The 15,783-nt window shown below is 63.8% G+C and carries 12 protein-coding genes and 1 pseudogene; 10 read left to right on the top strand and 3 right to left on the bottom strand.

Annotated features, from left to right (window positions below; genetic code table 11):
- Positions 1-15: 15 nt before the first annotated feature.
- Positions 16-1,317, bottom strand: a complete 1,302-nt coding sequence (locus tag EFD55_RS23435) for an LLM class flavin-dependent oxidoreductase (RefSeq protein ID WP_245438529.1) — start codon at positions 1,315-1,317, stop codon at positions 16-18.
- A 355-nt stretch (positions 1,318-1,672) separates the two neighbouring features.
- On the opposite strand from EFD55_RS23435, the gene EFD55_RS23430 reads away from it, so the two are divergent.
- Positions 1,673-2,890 (top strand): SfnB family sulfur acquisition oxidoreductase, encoded by a 1,218-nt coding sequence (locus tag EFD55_RS23430; RefSeq protein ID WP_125847890.1) that lies wholly within the window; start codon positions 1,673-1,675, stop codon positions 2,888-2,890.
- Positions 2,891-2,970: 80 nt separating this feature from the next.
- Here the strand turns inward: EFD55_RS23430 and EFD55_RS23425 are convergent, their stop codons facing one another.
- Positions 2,971-4,179 (bottom strand): acyl-CoA dehydrogenase family protein, encoded by a 1,209-nt coding sequence (locus EFD55_RS23425; RefSeq protein WP_125847888.1) that lies wholly within the window; start codon positions 4,177-4,179, stop codon positions 2,971-2,973.
- Between the two features lie 77 nt (positions 4,180-4,256).
- On the bottom strand, positions 4,257-5,303 hold the full coding sequence (locus EFD55_RS23420) for a substrate-binding domain-containing protein (RefSeq protein ID WP_125847886.1): 1,047 nt from the start codon (positions 5,301-5,303) through the stop codon (positions 4,257-4,259).
- A gap of 235 nt (positions 5,304-5,538) precedes the next feature.
- On the opposite strand from EFD55_RS23420, the gene EFD55_RS23415 reads away from it, so the two are divergent.
- The 9 genes and pseudogenes from EFD55_RS23415 (at position 5,539) to EFD55_RS23375 (ending at position 15,759) form a co-directional block, all read left to right on the top strand.
- Positions 5,539-7,023, top strand: coding sequence for a sugar ABC transporter ATP-binding protein (locus EFD55_RS23415; RefSeq protein ID WP_125847884.1), 1,485 nt, complete (start codon positions 5,539-5,541; stop codon positions 7,021-7,023).
- On the top strand, positions 7,020-8,081 hold the full coding sequence (locus EFD55_RS23410; RefSeq protein ID WP_125847882.1) for an ABC transporter permease: 1,062 nt from the start codon (positions 7,020-7,022) through the stop codon (positions 8,079-8,081). Before EFD55_RS23415 ends, EFD55_RS23410 begins: the two co-directional genes overlap by 4 nt.
- A 16-nt stretch (positions 8,082-8,097) precedes the next feature.
- The gene (locus tag EFD55_RS23405; RefSeq protein ID WP_125847881.1) at positions 8,098-9,495 is read left to right on the top strand and encodes an LLM class flavin-dependent oxidoreductase; all 1,398 of its coding nucleotides are present in this window, start codon (positions 8,098-8,100) and stop codon (positions 9,493-9,495) included.
- A gap of 125 nt (positions 9,496-9,620) precedes the next feature.
- Positions 9,621-11,231, top strand: coding sequence for an ABC transporter substrate-binding protein (locus tag EFD55_RS23400; protein ID WP_125847879.1), 1,611 nt, complete (start codon positions 9,621-9,623; stop codon positions 11,229-11,231).
- 40 nt (positions 11,232-11,271) lie between these two features.
- Positions 11,272-12,261, top strand: coding sequence for an ABC transporter permease (locus EFD55_RS23395; RefSeq protein WP_125847877.1), 990 nt, complete (start codon positions 11,272-11,274; stop codon positions 12,259-12,261).
- Positions 12,258-13,091, top strand: a complete 834-nt coding sequence (locus EFD55_RS23390; protein WP_125847875.1) for an ABC transporter permease — start codon at positions 12,258-12,260, stop codon at positions 13,089-13,091. Before EFD55_RS23395 ends, EFD55_RS23390 begins: the two co-directional genes overlap by 4 nt.
- Positions 13,088-13,873, top strand: coding sequence for an ABC transporter ATP-binding protein (locus EFD55_RS23385; protein ID WP_125847871.1), 786 nt, complete (start codon positions 13,088-13,090; stop codon positions 13,871-13,873). The genes EFD55_RS23390 and EFD55_RS23385 overlap by 4 nt, the downstream gene beginning before the upstream one ends.
- Positions 13,870-14,652, top strand: a complete 783-nt coding sequence (locus EFD55_RS23380; protein WP_125847869.1) for an ABC transporter ATP-binding protein — start codon at positions 13,870-13,872, stop codon at positions 14,650-14,652. Before EFD55_RS23385 ends, EFD55_RS23380 begins: the two co-directional genes overlap by 4 nt.
- A gap of 13 nt (positions 14,653-14,665) precedes the next feature.
- Positions 14,666-15,759 (top strand): annotated as a pseudogene (locus EFD55_RS23375) (pyridoxal-phosphate-dependent aminotransferase family protein).
- The last annotated feature ends 24 nt before the right edge of the window (positions 15,760-15,783 follow it).

The following is a 15,783-nucleotide window of genomic DNA, read 5'->3' as shown; positions in this document are numbered from 1 at the left end:
GCTGCCCGCAGCGTGTTACCTACCGGTGGCGAAAAACCGGTTTTCCGGCCGCGGCAATCCGAGGTGTTCGCGCAGCGTCGTGCCCTCGTATTCGCTGCGAAAGAGGCCGCGGCGCTGAAGCTCGGGAACCAGCCGTTCGGTGACGTCGAAGAGACCCTGCGGCAGGTAGGGGAAGACGATGTTGAAGCCATCAGAACCCTCCTCATCCAGCCACCGCTCCATCTCGTCGGCGATGCTGGCCGGCGTACCGACGAAGGCAAGGCCGGCATAGCCGCCGTAGCGCTGGGCCAGCTGACGCACGGTCAGATTTTCTTCCGCAGCAAGCTTCAGCACCTGCACCCGACCAGTCTTGCTGGCATTGGTGTCGGGAATATCTGATGGTAGCGGCGCGTCGGGATCGAAGCCGGACGCATCATGGCCGAGCGCGATCGAAAGCGAGGCGATGGCACTGTCGTAATGGACCAGGCTGTCGAGCGTGGCGCGTTTGGCGCGCGCTTCCTCGATGCTGTCGCCGACGATGACGAAGCCTGCCGGCAGAATCTTCAGGTGATCGCGGTCACGGCCGATCGCTTCCATGCGACCCTTGATATCGGCATAAAGCGCCTTGCCGGCGGTAAGATCGCGCGGCGAACAGAAGACCATCTCGGCGGTTTCCGCGGCAAGCTGGCGGCCGGGGTCCGACTGGCCGGCCTGGACGATGACGGGCCATCCCTGCGGCGGCCGGGCGATATTGAGCGGTCCGCGCACGCTGAGTTCCTCGCCCTTGTGCCCGAGCACATGCATCTTCTCCGGATCGAAGAATAGGCCGCTTTCCCGGTCGCGAATGAAGGCATCGTCGGCGAAGCTGTCCCAGAGCCCGGTCACGACATCGTAGAATTCTCGCGCCCGGTGATAACGCTCGCCATGCTCCACATGTTCGTCCAGCCCGAAATTGAGAGCCGCATCCGGGTTCGATGTGGTGACGATGTTCCAGCCGGCGCGGCCGCCGCTGATATGGTCGAGCGAGGCGAAGCGGCGGGCGATGTGATAGGGCTCGTCGAAAGTGGTGGAAGCGGTGGCGACAAGGCCGATGCGCTCCGTCACCGCTGCCAGCGCCGACAGCAACGTGAAAGGCTCGAAGGAGGTCACGGTGTGGCTGCGCCTGAGTGCTTCGACCGGCATGTTGAGCACGGCGAGGTGATCGGCCATGAAGAAGGCGTCGAATTTCGCCCGTTCCAGCGCTTGCGCGAAGGACTTCAGATGCGCGAAATTGAAATTGGCGTCGGGGTAGGAACCGGGATAGCGCCACGCGCCGGTGTGCAGGCTGACGGGACGCATGAAAGCGCCGAGGCGCAACTGCCTGAACGAGTCATGACTTTCCTCATGGATCGGGCAAGGCGGCGGCCTGCCCCGCATTGGCGTTCGGTCTGGAACCGCTGCGGCGACGCATCGGATAGCGGTTACGTAGGAACTCGACGAATTCAAATCGAGGCCGGCTCCGCTAATTTCCGGTAGCGATTTCGGCGCTTTTCCGGCCACGTTTTCGCAAAACCGCCGGACCGAGACACTAATCGCGGCAGCCAGAAGCCGATAAGCAAACACATTTTATTTTCGACCACATCTATAGAATTTGTACTCTTATCTCGGCGTTCGATTTCTTTCACCGATAGCATCGTCAGAATTGGAGACATCGATGAACACCGTGCTGAGGCAAGCAGACCAGATCCGGCCCGTGGCCGCCCGTATCGGCAGTGACGAGGAAGCGATTGCAACCGCCCGCAGACTGGCGGCACAATTTGCCGCGCGCGCCGCCGAGCGCGATGCCGACCGGATCCTGCCGTTTGCCGAACTCGACCTTCTCGCACAGTCCGGACTGCTCGCGATCACGGTGCCGGCCCAATATGGTGGGCTCGACGTCTCCAATGCGGTGCTCGCCGAGATTACCGCGATTCTGTCGGAGGCGGACGGTTCGATCGGCCAGATCCCGCAGAACCATTTTTATATTCTTGAGGCGCTGAGAACCGACGGCAGCGAAGAGCAGCAGCGCTATTTCTTCGGGCGCGTGCTGGCCGGCGATCGTTTCGGCAATGCGCTGTCCGAGCGCGGCACCAAGACGGTCGGCCATTACAACACACGCATCACCCGCGACGGTCCGGGCTACCGGATCAACGGCCGCAAATTCTATTCCACGGGCGTGCTCTTCGCCGACTGGATCACCGTCTTCGCGCTCGATCCGGAGGATCGGCTGACCATGGCCTTCGTGCCGAAGGGCACCGAAGGCGTCGAGATCGTCGACGACTGGGACGGTTTCGGCCAGCGCACAACCGGCAGCGGCACTACGATCCTCGACAATGTCTATGTCAGCGCCGATTCCGTCGTCTCTCACCACAAGGGTTTCGAGCGGCCGACGACGATCGGTTCCGTCGGCCAGATCATTCATGCTGGCGTCGATCTCGGTATCGCGCGGGCGGCTTTCGCCGAAACGCTTGAGTTCGTCAGGACGAAATCGCGCCCCTGGATGGATAGCGGCCTCGACCGTGCCTCCGACGATCCGCTGACCATCGCCAAGATCGGCCAGACCGCCATCCGGCTCGAAGCCGCAACGGCTCTTGTCGAGCGCGCCGGCCACAAGGTCGATGCCGCGCAGGTCGAGACGACGGAGGAAAAGGTGATCGCGGCGACGCTTGCGGTCGCCGCGGCGAAAGTGCTGACGACAGAAGTAGCGATCGAGGCTGCGAATACGCTGTTCGAGCTTGCCGGAACCTCGTCCGTGCAGGTCGGCCTCAATCTCGACCGCCACTGGCGCAATGCCCGCACCCATACGCTGCACGATCCCGTTCGCTGGAAATACCACGTGGTCGGCAACTACCATCTGAACGGCGTGACGCCGCCGAAAAACGGCGCGCTCTGACGCTTCCATTCCTCCCAAACAAAAACCCCATTGCCGGCCCGGCAATGGGGTTTTTCATATTCGTGGGAGGTGCGGTCGTATCAGCTGTAGAGACTGACCTCCGGTATCTTGTCGTTCAGCACGAATTCGCCGACTTCCTTGGCCTTGTAGAAGACCGGGTCGTGCAGCGTGTGGGTGCGGACATTGCGCCAGAAACGGTCGAAGCGGTATTTGTCGGCCGTCGAGCGTGCGCCGGTCAGCTCGAAGACGCGCGAGGTGATATCGAGCGAAACATGCGTGGCGTGCACCTTGGCTGCATAGGCTTCCGCCGCCGCCTCGCCGCGCTCGCGCGCGGTTACATCGCGGCCGCGGGCAAGACCTGCCTGCACGGCAGTGGCCGCGTTGTCGGCAAGAGCCGTCGAGGCCTTCAGCGCCGCGGTGAATTCGCCGACGCGTTCGAGGATATAGGGATCGTCCGCTGCTCGCTCGACGCCGGAGGTGAGCCAGGGCCGGGTCGTCGTTCTGACGTAGTCAACGGCCGCCTGCAGCGCACCTTCGGCGGTGCCGAGGTAGAAGTTGACGAAGACCAACTGGATGAACGGCGTGTTGAAGGTCGAGAGCACGGGCGGTGCCGCATCGGGTGCGGCGGGCGCACCGACGAAGTCCTCCTCATAGACGGGGAAGTCGCGGAACTCGACGCTGCCGCTGTCGGAGAGGCGCTGGCCGATATTGTCCCAGTCGTCATTGGCGATATAGCCGGGACGATTGGTCGGCACGGCGAAACCGGCGATCTTGTCGTCGAGGGCCGCATTGGCGTTGATATATTCGGAGACCCGCGCCGCCGTGGAGAAGGATTTGCGCCCGTTCAGCACATAGCCGTTGCCGCGCCGGGTGAGCGTCAGCCCCGGATCGCGCGGATTGACGGCCGCACCCCAATAGAGGTTCCTGGCGACCGTCTCGCTGCCCAGCGCATGGGCGCGCGCCGCATCGAGCGCCCAGTAAATATACTGGCTGTTGACATAGTGATAGCCGAGCAACTGGCCGATCGAGCTCTCGCCGCGGGCAAGAATGCGCACCAGCTTCAGCCCATCGACCCAATCGAGGCCACCGCCGCCGATCTCGCGGGGATGCAGCGCATTGAGCAGCCCGGCATTCTTTAACTTGACGATCTCGCCAAGCGGCGGGCGGCCTTCGCGGTCGAGATCTGCGGCGCGCCTGGAAAGATCGGCAGAAATATCCTCAGCACGCGCAAAAAGGTCTTCTCGCGTCGGGTTGCGGCTGGCCGCAAAGACGACATTGGACTGGCTCATGGACGGGGCTCCAATTCTCCAAAAAGATGATCCGGCGGGAACCGAGGCTCCCGCCGGAAGGATCGAGGGTGACCTCCTCAAAAAAGCTTGTCCGGAATCCAGCTTGCGGTTGCCGCATCGCTTGTGCTGAAGGCCGGGATCTTTGCCGCCAGGTCCTCGATCGTCTTGACGCCGGCGGCGCGCAGGCTCTCCTGCGTCAGAAGCGTCGGCTTGATCGTGATCTGGTGGGGAACCGCCTGGCCGGCGATTTCGAGGGCTGCGGCGCGGATGGAGACGGCGCCGACGACGGCAGGATTGGTCGCGACGGTCGCAACCCATGGGCTGCCTACCTCGGTGATTTCCTGAATATCGGCTGTCGAGACGTCGGCCGAATAGATCTTAAGCTTGCTTGATATGCCGAGGTCATTGGCGGCAAGCTTCACGCCGCGGGCGAATTCGTCATAGGGGGCGAAGACGACCGAAATATCGGGATTGGCGGTGAGCGCGGCCTTCGCCTGGTCGGCGGTCGAGGTCGCCGTCGTGTCGCTGACGTTGCCGAAGCGGGCCTTTTCGACGACGCCCTTATTGTCCGACTTGAACTTGTCCCAGACCTCGTTGCGGCGGTCGAGCGGCGCGAAGCCCGCAACATAGACGTAGCCCGCTTTGAAGTCCTTGCCGTTGTCCTTCGCCACCTGCTCGAGAGCCAGCGAGGCAAGCTCGTGGTCGCTTTGCTCTACCTGCGGGATCTTCGGATTGTTGAGGTTGACGTCGAAGGCTACGACCTTGATGCCCTTGTCGAGGGCCTGCTGCACGACGTCGCCGAGCGATTCCGGCAGGCCGTGATCGATGACGATGCCGGAGACGCCGAGATTGATCGCCTGCAGGATCTGCTCACGCTGCTCGGCGGCGTCCTGCCGGCCGGGGAAGATGCGCAGGTCGATATCGAGCGCCTTGGCCTGGGCTTCTGCGCCCGCCTGGTAAGCCTGGAAGAAGTCGCCGGCCGAGATGTAGCTGATCAAAGCTACCTTGACGCCGCCCTTATCGAAGGGGGCTGGAGCGCCGGACAGGCCGTCGGCTTTGGCGCCTTGAATGAAAATGAGCGGAATGACGGCGGCAGACAGTGCAAGCCGTGCGAGGGATTTCATCGTCGCGTTCCTTCTAGCAAACGAAAGCGTCGTCTGACAGGTCTGACAGCCCTCGCGACGCGTCGGATTATTTAGATATAATCTCTATGTTTTTAGTAGAGTAAATGATCCGATTTTGCGGGCTGCGAGAGATTCTTTGTTTCGCCAGCACCGCCCGCCGGGGAAATGCGTGCCTGGAAATCGACCGTCCGGACAGGGCACACTCCGGCTACGAATGCAGTCCCGGACATGAACGATGCCCCTTCTTCACGTTAAAGATATTACCCGCAGTTTCGGGTCGACGCGGGCGCTTGCCGGCGCTGGTCTTTCGATCGAGCGTCGTGAGATCGTGGCGTTGATGGGCGCGAACGGCGCGGGAAAGTCGACGCTGGTGAAGATCCTGTCCGGCGTACTTCCAGCTGATGGTGGCACGATCACTCTCGATGGCCACCCCTTTGCGCCGCGCAGCCCGGCCGAAGCGGCAAAGGCCGGCGTCGTCACCGTGCACCAATCGACGGATTTGGTCGGTGCGGCCGGCCTGAACGTGGCCGATGCCTTGCTGCTCAACCGGTTCGCCGATCGCAGCATGCCCTTCTTCGTCTCGCGGGCCGGCATCCGACGCGCCGCGCAGGCGATGCTCGATGCCGCCGGCTTCAGCCTGCCGCTCGATCGTGATTTCGGCGAGCTCTCCAGCGCCGACCGGCAACTCGTGGCGATTGCCCGGGCGCTCGCCAACCGCGCCGATCTCCTCATCCTCGACGAGCCGACGGCGAGCCTTTCCGGAGAGGAAAGCCGGCGCCTCTTCGATATTCTGCTGAGGCTTCGCAATCGGGGTCTGGCGATCCTTTATATCTCGCACCGCACCGCCGATCTCGAAGCGATCGCCGACCGCGCGCTCGTCATGCGTGGCGGCCGCGTTGTCGGCACCTTCTCGCGACCGATCGATTTTTCGAGCGCCATCGAGACGATGATCGGCCGCAGACTGGATGCCGCCCGGCCGGATGCGCGAGCGGCGACCGGACCTGCGATTTTCGAGATGCGCGATATCAGCCTGCTGCCTGCAAGCGCGACCTTCGATCTGTCGCTGCATGAGGGCGAGGTGGTCGCGGTAACAGGCGTGCTCGGCGCGGGCAAGAGCCGGCTGCTCCAGGCGATCTTCGGCGTGACGGCGCTTGCTGGCGGCCAGATGTTCCTCGACGGCCGGCCGTACCGGCCGAAAAACCCTGGTGAAGCGATCGCCGCAGGTGTCGCCATGGCCGCCGAAGACCGTCATTGTTCCTCGCTGATGCCGCCGGCATGGCCGGGCCATTCGCTATCGGCGACGATCAGCCTGCCGCATCTTGGCAAATGGTATCCCAGTGGTTTCCTTGTCGGCGGGCGTGAAAGACGCGAGGCCGAACAGGCAATCGCCCGTCTCGGCATCAAGGCGGCCGGTCCCCTCGCCTCGGTCTGGTCGCTCTCCGGCGGCAACCAGCAGAAGGCGGTGATCGCGCGCTGGGAGGCGGAGCCGAGCCGGCTGCTGCTACTCGACGAACCCTTCCAGGGCGTCGACGTCGGCGCCCGTCACGATATCATCCGGGCAATCCGCGCTCGCACCGACCGGGCGACGCTGATTGCGACCTCCGATCCGGAGGAGGCCTATGAAGTGGCCGACCGCATCCTCGTCATCGACCACCACGTGTTGAGGCCGGCGGCAGACGGCGTCGCTTTTCATTCTGCCATCCAGGGAATATCTGCATGACGACGGTCGATAACGACACCCTTCCACAGGCAAGCGCCCGGCCAAAGGCACTGCAGCAATCAGGCAGCAGCCGTCTCGCCGCCCTCGGAGCGTTCCTCCGGGCTGGCGCGGTGTTTATCCTGCTTGCGGCTCTCGTCGTCGGCTTCACCATCGCCGAGCCCGCCTTCATCAATATCGCCAATCTGATGAGCATACTGCAGGCGGTGTCCGTCGTCGCCATCCTCGGCGCTGGCGTCACCGTCACGCTCGCCGTCGGCGGTTTTGACCTGTCGATCGGCGCGGTCGCCGCGTCGGGCGTGATGGCGGCGAGTTACGCCATGATCGTCTGGCACCTCGATGCCTATGCGACGGTGCCGCTGGTGCTCGCCTTCGGCGCGCTCGTCGGCCTCGTCAACGCCTTCCTGATCGTGCGCCTGAAGGTGCCGGATCTCCTGGCGACGCTGGCGATGATGTTCCTGCTTTCCGGCCTGCAGTTGATCCCGACCGCCGGCCGATCGATCTCGGCGGGCCTTACCCTGCCCGACGGATCGAAGGCGACCGGCGCCTACGACCCGGCCTTCCTGCTGATCGGGCGCTACAGCATCTTCGGCACCCTGCCCGTTTCCGTGGTGCTGATGGTGGCAGTCGCCGTTCTCCTCTTCATCCTCACCGAGCGCACGCGAATCGGCCGGCTGCTGTTTGCGACCGGCGGCAACGAGGTCGCCACCCGGCTTGCCGGCGCTTCGACCGTCAGGCTGAAAACGCTCGCCTATGTCCTGTCGGGCACGCTGGCATCGCTCGGTGGCATCGTCATTGCCGCCCGCGTCGGGCGTGGCGACGTCTCCTCCGGCGGTTCGCTGCTGATGGATTCGGTTGCGGCCGCACTGATCGGCTTCGCCGTCCTCAATCTCAGGCGTCCCAACGTGCTTGGCACGATTGCCGGCGCCGTCTTCGTGGGCGTGCTCTTGAACGGGCTCACCATGCTGAACGCCCCTTATTACACCCAGGATTTCGTCAAGGGCGCCGTGCTCGTCGGAGCCTTGGCGCTGACCTACGGCCTCGGCCGCAGCAATCCCTAATTCCAAGGAAGAAAACATGACCCGCCAAATCAGGCTGAACGCCTTCGACATGAATTGCGTCGGACACCAGTCGCCGGGGCTCTGGCGCCATCCGCGCGACAAATCCTGGACCTACAAGGATCTCGACTACTGGGTGCACCTGGCAAAGACGCTGGAACGCGGCAAATTCGACGGACTGTTCATTGCCGACGTGCTCGGCGTCTACGACGTGCTGAACGGCAATGTCGATGCCGCGCTTCGCCATTCGGCGCAAGTGCCGGTCAACGATCCGCTGCAGCTCATCCCGACCATGTCCTACGAAACCGAACATCTCGGCTTCGGCCTGACGGCATCGCTCTCCTTCGAGCATCCCTATACTTTCGCCCGCCGCATCTCGACGCTCGACCACCTGACCAAGGGCCGCGTTGGTTGGAATATCGTGACCTCCTATCTCAACAGCGGCGCGCTCAATATCGGCCAGCCGGCGCAGACGAAGCACGACGACCGCTATGATCTCGCCGAGGAATATCTCGAGGTCTGCTACAAGCTCTGGGAGGGAAGCTGGGAGGACGATGCCGTCGTCCGCGACCGGGAAACCGGCATCTTCACCCATCCCGATAAGGTCCACCCGATCCGCCATTCCGGCAAGCATTTCAACGTGCCCGGCATTCACTTGAGCGAACCTTCTCCACAGCGCACGCCGGTGCTTTACCAGGCCGGCGCTTCCAGCCGCGGCAAGGATTTCGCCGGCGCCCATGCCGAATGCATCTTCGTCGCGTCTCCGTCGAAAGCCGTGCTGAAGCGCTACGTCGCCAATGTCCGCGAGGCGGCCGAACGCGTCGGCCGCAACCCGCGCGAAATCCTCGCCTTTAACCTGCAGACCGTGGTGCTTGGTGAAACGGATGCGGAGGCGCAACGGAAGTTCAACGAATACCGCAAATATGCCTCCTTCGAGGGTGCGCTGACGCTGATCTCCGGCTGGACCGGCATCGATTTCGGCCAGTTCGGGCCGGATGAGGTGCTGCGGCACCGCCATACCAATGCGGTGCAATCGGCCGTCGAGACCTTCACGACCATCGATCCCACCAAGGAATGGACGGTGCGCGAGATGGCCGACTGGGTCGGCATCGGCGGTTTCGGCCCTGTCTTCGTCGGCTCGCCGCAGACGGTCGCCGATCTGATGCAGGAATGGGTCGAGGATACCGATGTCGACGGCTTCAATCTTGCCTATGCCGTTACACCTGAGAGTTTCGAGGATGCCGCCGATCTGCTCGTCCCGGAGCTGCAGAAACGCGGCGTCTACAAGACCGAATATGCCAAGGGCACGCTGCGCGAAAAGCTCGGGGGAGCCGGACCGCGGCTTACCGCGCCGCATCCGGGCGCCGGTTATCGCAATCTCTTCGCCGAGCCCAGGCGCCAAGCCGCCAACGGTTGAAAAAATAATGGCTGGGTGACAAAAAAGTGTCTCGCCCAGCCTGACCATTCGAATTTAATTTCTATGATTATCGGCATTTCGCCCTGAATATGGGCATTCGAATTTTCGGGCGATCAGGAGGGGTCATGACTATTCCAGAAATCTCGCGGCGCACGTTGATGAAGGGCACCGCCCTGCTGCTTGCCTCGACGGCGCTTGCCCGACAGGCGCTGGCGCAGGATGCGCCGAAAGGCGGCCGGTTGATCGTTGCGGCCGATTCCGAGCCAAAGAACCTCAATCCGGCCATCGTCGCTTCGAATGGGGTCTTCTTCGTTGCGAGCAAAGTAATCGAGCCGCTGGCCGAAGCCTCCTTCGACGGCAAGGACGGGCTCTCGCCGCGCCTTGCGACCTCCTGGGAGGGTTCGGCCGACGGCCTTTCCGTGACCTTCAAGCTGCGCGATGGCGTTACCTGGCACGACGGCAAGCCGTTCACTTCTGTCGATGTCGCCTTTTCCGCGCTCAACGTCTGGAAGCCGCTGCAGAATCTCGGCCGTCTGGTCTTCGCCAACCTCGAAGCCGTCGATACGCCTGACGATTACACCGCCATCTTCCGTTTCTCCAAGCCGACGCCGTTCCAGCTGATCCGCAATGCGCTGCCTGTCGTGACAAGCGTCGTTGCCAAGCATATTTTCGACGGCACCGATATCGCTACCAACCCGGCCAACAACACGCTGGTCGGCACCGGCCCGTTCAAGTTCGCCGAACATAAGCCCGGCGAATATTACCGGCTGACGCGCAACGAGAATTATTGGGACAAGGACCAGCCGAAACTCGACGAGATCGTCTTCCGGGTATTGCCCGATCGCGGATCGGCGGGTTCCGCGCTCGAAGCCGAGGAAATCCAGCTCGCCGCCTTCTCGGCCGTGCCGCTCGCCGATCTCGACCGCATCTCGAAGGTCGCTGGCATCAAGGTGATTTCGAAGGGCTATGAGGCCCTGACCTACCAACTCGTCGTCGAGATCAATCACCGACGCAAGGAACTGGCCGATCTGAGAGTCCGCCAGGCGATCGCGCATGCGATCGACAAGAAATTCGTGGTCGATACGATCTTCCTCGGCTACGCCGCCGCCTCGACAGGCCCGGTGCCGAAGAATGCGCCGGAGTTCTACACATCGGATGTCGCGACCTATGATTTCAATCCCGGCGCCGCCAACGACATCCTCGACAAAGCCGGATACACCAAGGGGCCTGATGGTAACCGCTTCACGCTGAAGCTCCGCCCCGCGCCCTATTTCAACGAGACTCGCCAGTTTGGCGACTACCTTCGTCAGGCGCTTGCCGCGATCGGCATCAATGCTGAGATCGTCAATGCCGATGCGGCCGCGCATCTGAAGGCGGTTTATACCGACCATGACTTCGACCTCGCGGTCGGCCCGCCGGTCTTCCGCGGCGATCCGGCGATCTCCACCACCATTCTCGTCCAGTCCGGCACCCCTGATGGTGTGCCCTTCTCCAACCAGGGTGGCTACGCCAATCCGGAGCTCGACAAGATCATCCAGCAGGCCTCGGAAACCATCGATACCGCGGCGCGCACCGAACTCTATCGCAAGTTCCAGCAGCTCGCGGTCGCCGACCTGCCGCTGATCAACGTTGCGGAATGGGGCTTTATTACTGTTGCGCGTGACACTGTGCTGAACGTCTCGAACAACCCGCGCTGGGCGGTTTCGAACTGGGGCGATACCGCGCTGCAATCATGATAGGATCGGCGGCAATTCTCTTCCAGAGGCCCTGTCCGGCGTGAAACGAGCCATCATCCTCCTGAGGCGCAGGGCGATCAGCAGCATTCCGGTGCTGCTGATCGTGGTGATTTTCACCTTTTTCCTGCTTGAGTCAGCCTCGGGTGATGCCGTCGACGCCTATCTCGGCTCGATCGGCGGTGGCGATGCGGCGCTGGTGCAGTCGCTGCGAGAGAGCTATGGCCTCGACCGCTCCATGTTTGCGCGCCTCTGGCTTTATCTCTCCTCGCTGGGGCGGCTCGATCTCGGCTGGTCGGTCGCCTTCAACAGGCCGGTCGGCGCGCTGATTGCCGAACGCCTGCCCAATACGCTGCTCCTGATGGGCAGCGCCACGGCACTCTCCTTCGGCCTCGGCTCGGCGCTTGGCATCCTTGCCGGCGCGCGGCCGGGTAGCCTGCGTGACCGGCTGCTCTCGATCGGCTCGCTGATCGTCTATGCCATTCCGAGCTTCTGGCTCGGCCTGGTTTTGAGCATCGTCTTTTCGGTGAAGTTGCGCTGGTTTCCAATTGCCGCTATCGAGACGATCGCTTCGGGAAAGACAGGATTTTCGCGCGCGCTCGACATTGCAGATCATCTCGTTCTGCCGGTCGGCGCTCTCGCGTTGATCTATCTCGCTCTATTCCTGCGCGTGATGCGCAGCGGCATGGCCGAGGCCTGGAAGCTCGATTTCGTGCTGTTTGCCCGCGCCAAGGGCCTGTCGCGGAGCCGGATCGTGCTGCGCCATGTGGCGCGCAACGCGCTGCTGCCCCTCGTCACCATGTTCGGGCTGCAATCGGCGGCCATGCTCGGCGGCAGCGTGGTGATCGAAAGCGTTTTTGCGATCCCGGGTTTTGGGCGGCTGGCGCAGGAGGCGGTCAATGGCCGCGATGCGCCTCTGCTGATGGGCATCGTCGTCACCAGCGCCGTCCTCGTCATCTCGGTCAATTTCCTCGTCGATCTCGTCTATGCCGCGCTCGACCCTCGCATCGGCGCTTCGGAGGGCAGCGTATGAGCCGCCTGCAGCGCCTGCTGAGCCAGCCGGAAGGCGCGGTCGGGCTTGCGATCCTTTTCATCCTGGTTGTGGCCGGTCTGCTCGCTCCGGTCATCTCACCGGGCGATCCGCTGAGGATTGCCGGCCGTGCCCTGCTTGCGCCGTTCACCGACCCGGCTTCACCGCTCGGCACTGACCGGCTCGGCCGCGACGTTCTGGCGGGACTGCTCTATGGCGCCAGAACCTCGCTTGCCGTCGGCCTCGCAGCGGCGTTTTCCGCCATGATCCTCGGCGTCTGCGTCGGCATGGTGGCCGGTTTTGCCGGCGGGCTCGTCGATGAGGCGCTGATGCGTGTGGTCGATGCGTTCCAGATCGTACCGGCCTTCCTGCTCGCTCTTGCCTTTGTCAGCACCATCGGCGTCTCGACGCCTGTTATCGTTCTTGCCATTGCGCTCGGCACCTGGGCTGACCCGGCGCGGCTGACGCGAGCGCAGGTACTGGCGATCCGCGAGCAGGATTACGTCGCCTCCGCAAGGGTGATCGGTATGCATCCAGCCGAGATCGCCTTCCGGGAGATCCTGCCGAACGCATTGCCGCCGGTGCTGGCGCTTTCGGCCACCATCGTCGCCGGGGCGATCCTGACCGAGGCAGCGCTGTCCTTCCTCGGCCTCGGCAATCCCAACATCGCCACCTGGGGTTCGATGATCGCCGAGGGCCGCAGCGTGCTGCGTTCGGCATCCTATCTCTCCGTCATACCGGGCGCAGCACTCGCCGTGACCGTGCTCGGCGTCCATCTCTTCAGCGAAGGCCTCGGCAAGGCGCTTGGCGATGACGGTGCGAGGGCGGCATGAGCGACATTTTCTGCAGCCTGCGGCAGCTTTCGGTCACCTACGGGCACGGCGCAGCCGCACTCGACCGCATCGATCTCGATATTGCCGCCGGCGAAAGGCTGGCGATCGTCGGCGAAAGCGGCTCCGGCAAGAGCACGTTCGCCCGCGCCCTCGCCGACCTGCTGCCTGAGAGGGCGAAGGTCGGCGGCGAGATGCTCTGGCCCGCACTCGGCCATCCGCCCCGCCCCGGCCGCGATTTCGGCTTCATCTTTCAGGACCCAGGTTCCAGCCTCAACCCCGTGCTCACGATCGGCGAGCAGATCGCCGAAGGCGCCAGGCGCCATCTCGGTCTTAACTGGAAACAGGCCTATGCCAGGGCCGAGGAATTGCTTGGACGGGTGCGGATGCCGCAGCCTGACAAGGTGATGAGGGCCTTTCCGCATCAGCTTTCCGGCGGCCAGCGCCAGCGCGTGGCCATCGCGGCGGCGATCGCTGCGAAACCTCAGCTGCTGATCGCCGACGAGGCGACCAGCGCACTCGATGTCGTCGTCCAGGCCGAGATCGTCCGCCTGCTCGACGGGCTGGTGCGCGAGGATGGCATGACGTTGCTCTTCATCACCCACGATATCGCGCTCGCCTCCGGCTTCGTCGATCGCATCGCGGTCTTCCGCGATGCAAGGCTGGTCGAGGCCGGCCCCGTCCGTTCGGTGCTGTCGGCGCCGCAGAGCGACTATACCGCCGAACTCATTGCCAGCCATCGTGATCTCAGAACGCCGCCGTTGATTGCGAAGGCGGCGTCATGAGCGATGTGCTGCTTTCCATCGACAACCTGTCGAAAGGTTTTTCCTCCTCCGGCCGCCGGGTCGCCGCCCTCGAGAATGTGTCGCTGACGATCGCGGCCGGCGAGACGCTCGGCATTGTCGGTGCCTCCGGCAGCGGAAAGTCGACCCTGTCGCGCATCCTGCTGCGCCTTCTTGCTGCCGATGCCGGCGCAATCCGCTTCGAAGGAGAGGATTGGCTTGCCCTGAGCGGCGCAGCGCTTCGCCGCAAACGGGCACAGATGCAGATGGTGTTCCAGGATCCGCTCGCCGCTTTCAATCCGCTGGCGACCGTGGGTGCTGTGCTGGACGATCCGCTGCGCATCCACGAGGTTGTCCCAAGGCACCGCCGCACCGGCGAGATCGCGATGCTTCTCGAACGCGTCGGCCTGTCTGCCGATTATGCCGGTCGTCCTGTGCGGTCGCTTTCCGGTGGCCAGCGCCAGCGTGTGGCGATCGCCCGGGCGATTGCAACGCGGCCGTCGCTGCTGGTGCTCGACGAAGCGGTTTCTGCCCTCGACGTGACCGTGCGCGGCAGGATTCTGGAGCTTCTGGTCGAGCTGCAAAGGGAACAGGGCATTGCCTGTCTCTTCATTTCGCACGATCTTGCCGTCGTCCGCGCCGTCTCCCACCGCATCGCCGTTATCGACAATGGGCGGATCGTCGAGACCGGTCCGGCGACATCGGTCGTTGTCGCGCCGCAATCCGATGCCGCCCGCGCGCTTGTTGCCGCCGTCCCCCGTCTCGTGACCGATCCGTTCTGAAGGAGCAGTCGTTATGCCCGATCCCGGTTGGAATCCCCTGCACGGCGCCCTCTCCTATCCCGCGGAGCGCTATGCCGCCCTTGCGACAAGGTCGGCAGGATATTGCTGAGCCGCAACGACATCGTATTCGTGCAGGCTGAGGCTGTGGTGGCGCTGGAAGCGGCAGCGGTCAGCCTTGCCCGCCCTGGCCTTTCGGCACTCAATATCGTCACCAGCCCCTATGGCAGCTGGTTCGGGCAATGGCTGCGGCGGGGTGGTGCGACGGTCCAGGATATCGTCGCCGAACCGGGCCTGCCGATCGCGATCGAGGTGGTCGCCCAGGCGTTGGGGACCAGTCGTCACATCGATGTACTCGCCGTGGTTCACGCGGAATCCGCGAGCGGCATTCTGAATCCCCTGCCCGAGATACTGGCGCTTGCGCGCGCTCGCCGCATCCTCACCGTCGTCGATGCGGTCGCCTCGGTCGGCGGCCATCGGCTCGATGTCGATGCTCTCGACATCGACATCGCGGTGATCGGCCCGCAGAAGGCGCTCGGCGGTCCGGCAGGGGTATCAGCGCTTTCCGTCAGCCGCCGCGCCTGGGAGCTGATCCTCAGGGATGGCGCACCGCGCGATTCCATCCTGTCGCTGGCCGATCTGAAAATGTGGCTCGATGGCGGCCGGCGCGCCCTGCCGGGAACGCCGGCGCCGCTGGAATTCTTCGCGCTGGAAACGGCACTCGACCGCATCGAGGCCGAAGGCTTGGAGAATATCATTGCCCGCCATGCGCTCGCGGCATCGGCGACACGAGCGGGGCTTGCCGCATTGGGCAGCGGGGCCTGGGTTCCGGCTGCAAAGGCTTCGAACCTGGCGACGGCTGTCCCGCTGCCGGAAGCGCTGGCGCCTGCCACGCTGATCGCAGCCGCTGGGCGGCTGGGGGTCGAGCTGACCGAAGGTGTCGGAACCGCGCCGGCCCGTCTTGTGCGGCTGAACCATACAGGTCCGCGCGCTGCATTCCAGACGGTGCTCTCGAATGTGGTGGCCTACGGGGCTGCTCTCAGGCAGGCCGGCCATCCCGCAGATATCGCTGCAGCGTCCGAGGCAATCTCCGCGGCCTACAGCCGATGAAGCCGTCTTCGGCCCTTGATAATC

The organism is Rhizobium pisi (assembly GCF_003938655.1).
GTDB classification, from domain to species: Bacteria; Pseudomonadota; Alphaproteobacteria; order Rhizobiales; family Rhizobiaceae; genus Rhizobium; species Rhizobium pisi.
This window is presented reverse-complemented; position numbering and strand designations above follow the sequence as displayed.

Excerpts from the sequence above, each read along its gene's own strand:
- EFD55_RS23415 (WP_125847884.1), top strand. The coding sequence starts at position 5,539 with ATGCCCCTTCTTCACGTTAAAGATATTACCCGCAGTTTCGGGTCGACG.
- EFD55_RS23420 (WP_125847886.1), bottom strand. The coding sequence starts at position 5,303 with ATGAAATCCCTCGCACGGCTTGCACTGTCTGCCGCCGTCATTCCGCTC.
- EFD55_RS23385 (WP_125847871.1), top strand. The coding sequence starts at position 13,088 with ATGAGCGACATTTTCTGCAGCCTGCGGCAGCTTTCGGTCACCTACGGG.
- EFD55_RS23430 (WP_125847890.1), top strand. The coding sequence starts at position 1,673 with ATGAACACCGTGCTGAGGCAAGCAGACCAGATCCGGCCCGTGGCCGCC.
- EFD55_RS23390 (WP_125847875.1), top strand. The coding sequence starts at position 12,258 with ATGAGCCGCCTGCAGCGCCTGCTGAGCCAGCCGGAAGGCGCGGTCGGG.
- EFD55_RS23400 (WP_125847879.1), top strand. The coding sequence starts at position 9,621 with ATGACTATTCCAGAAATCTCGCGGCGCACGTTGATGAAGGGCACCGCC.
- EFD55_RS23380 (WP_125847869.1), top strand. The coding sequence starts at position 13,870 with ATGAGCGATGTGCTGCTTTCCATCGACAACCTGTCGAAAGGTTTTTCC.
- EFD55_RS23425 (WP_125847888.1), bottom strand. The coding sequence starts at position 4,179 with ATGAGCCAGTCCAATGTCGTCTTTGCGGCCAGCCGCAACCCGACGCGA.
- EFD55_RS23435 (WP_245438529.1), bottom strand. The coding sequence starts at position 1,317 with ATGCGTCCCGTCAGCCTGCACACCGGCGCGTGGCGCTATCCCGGTTCC.
- EFD55_RS23405 (WP_125847881.1), top strand. The coding sequence starts at position 8,098 with ATGACCCGCCAAATCAGGCTGAACGCCTTCGACATGAATTGCGTCGGA.
- EFD55_RS23410 (WP_125847882.1), top strand. The coding sequence starts at position 7,020 with ATGACGACGGTCGATAACGACACCCTTCCACAGGCAAGCGCCCGGCCA.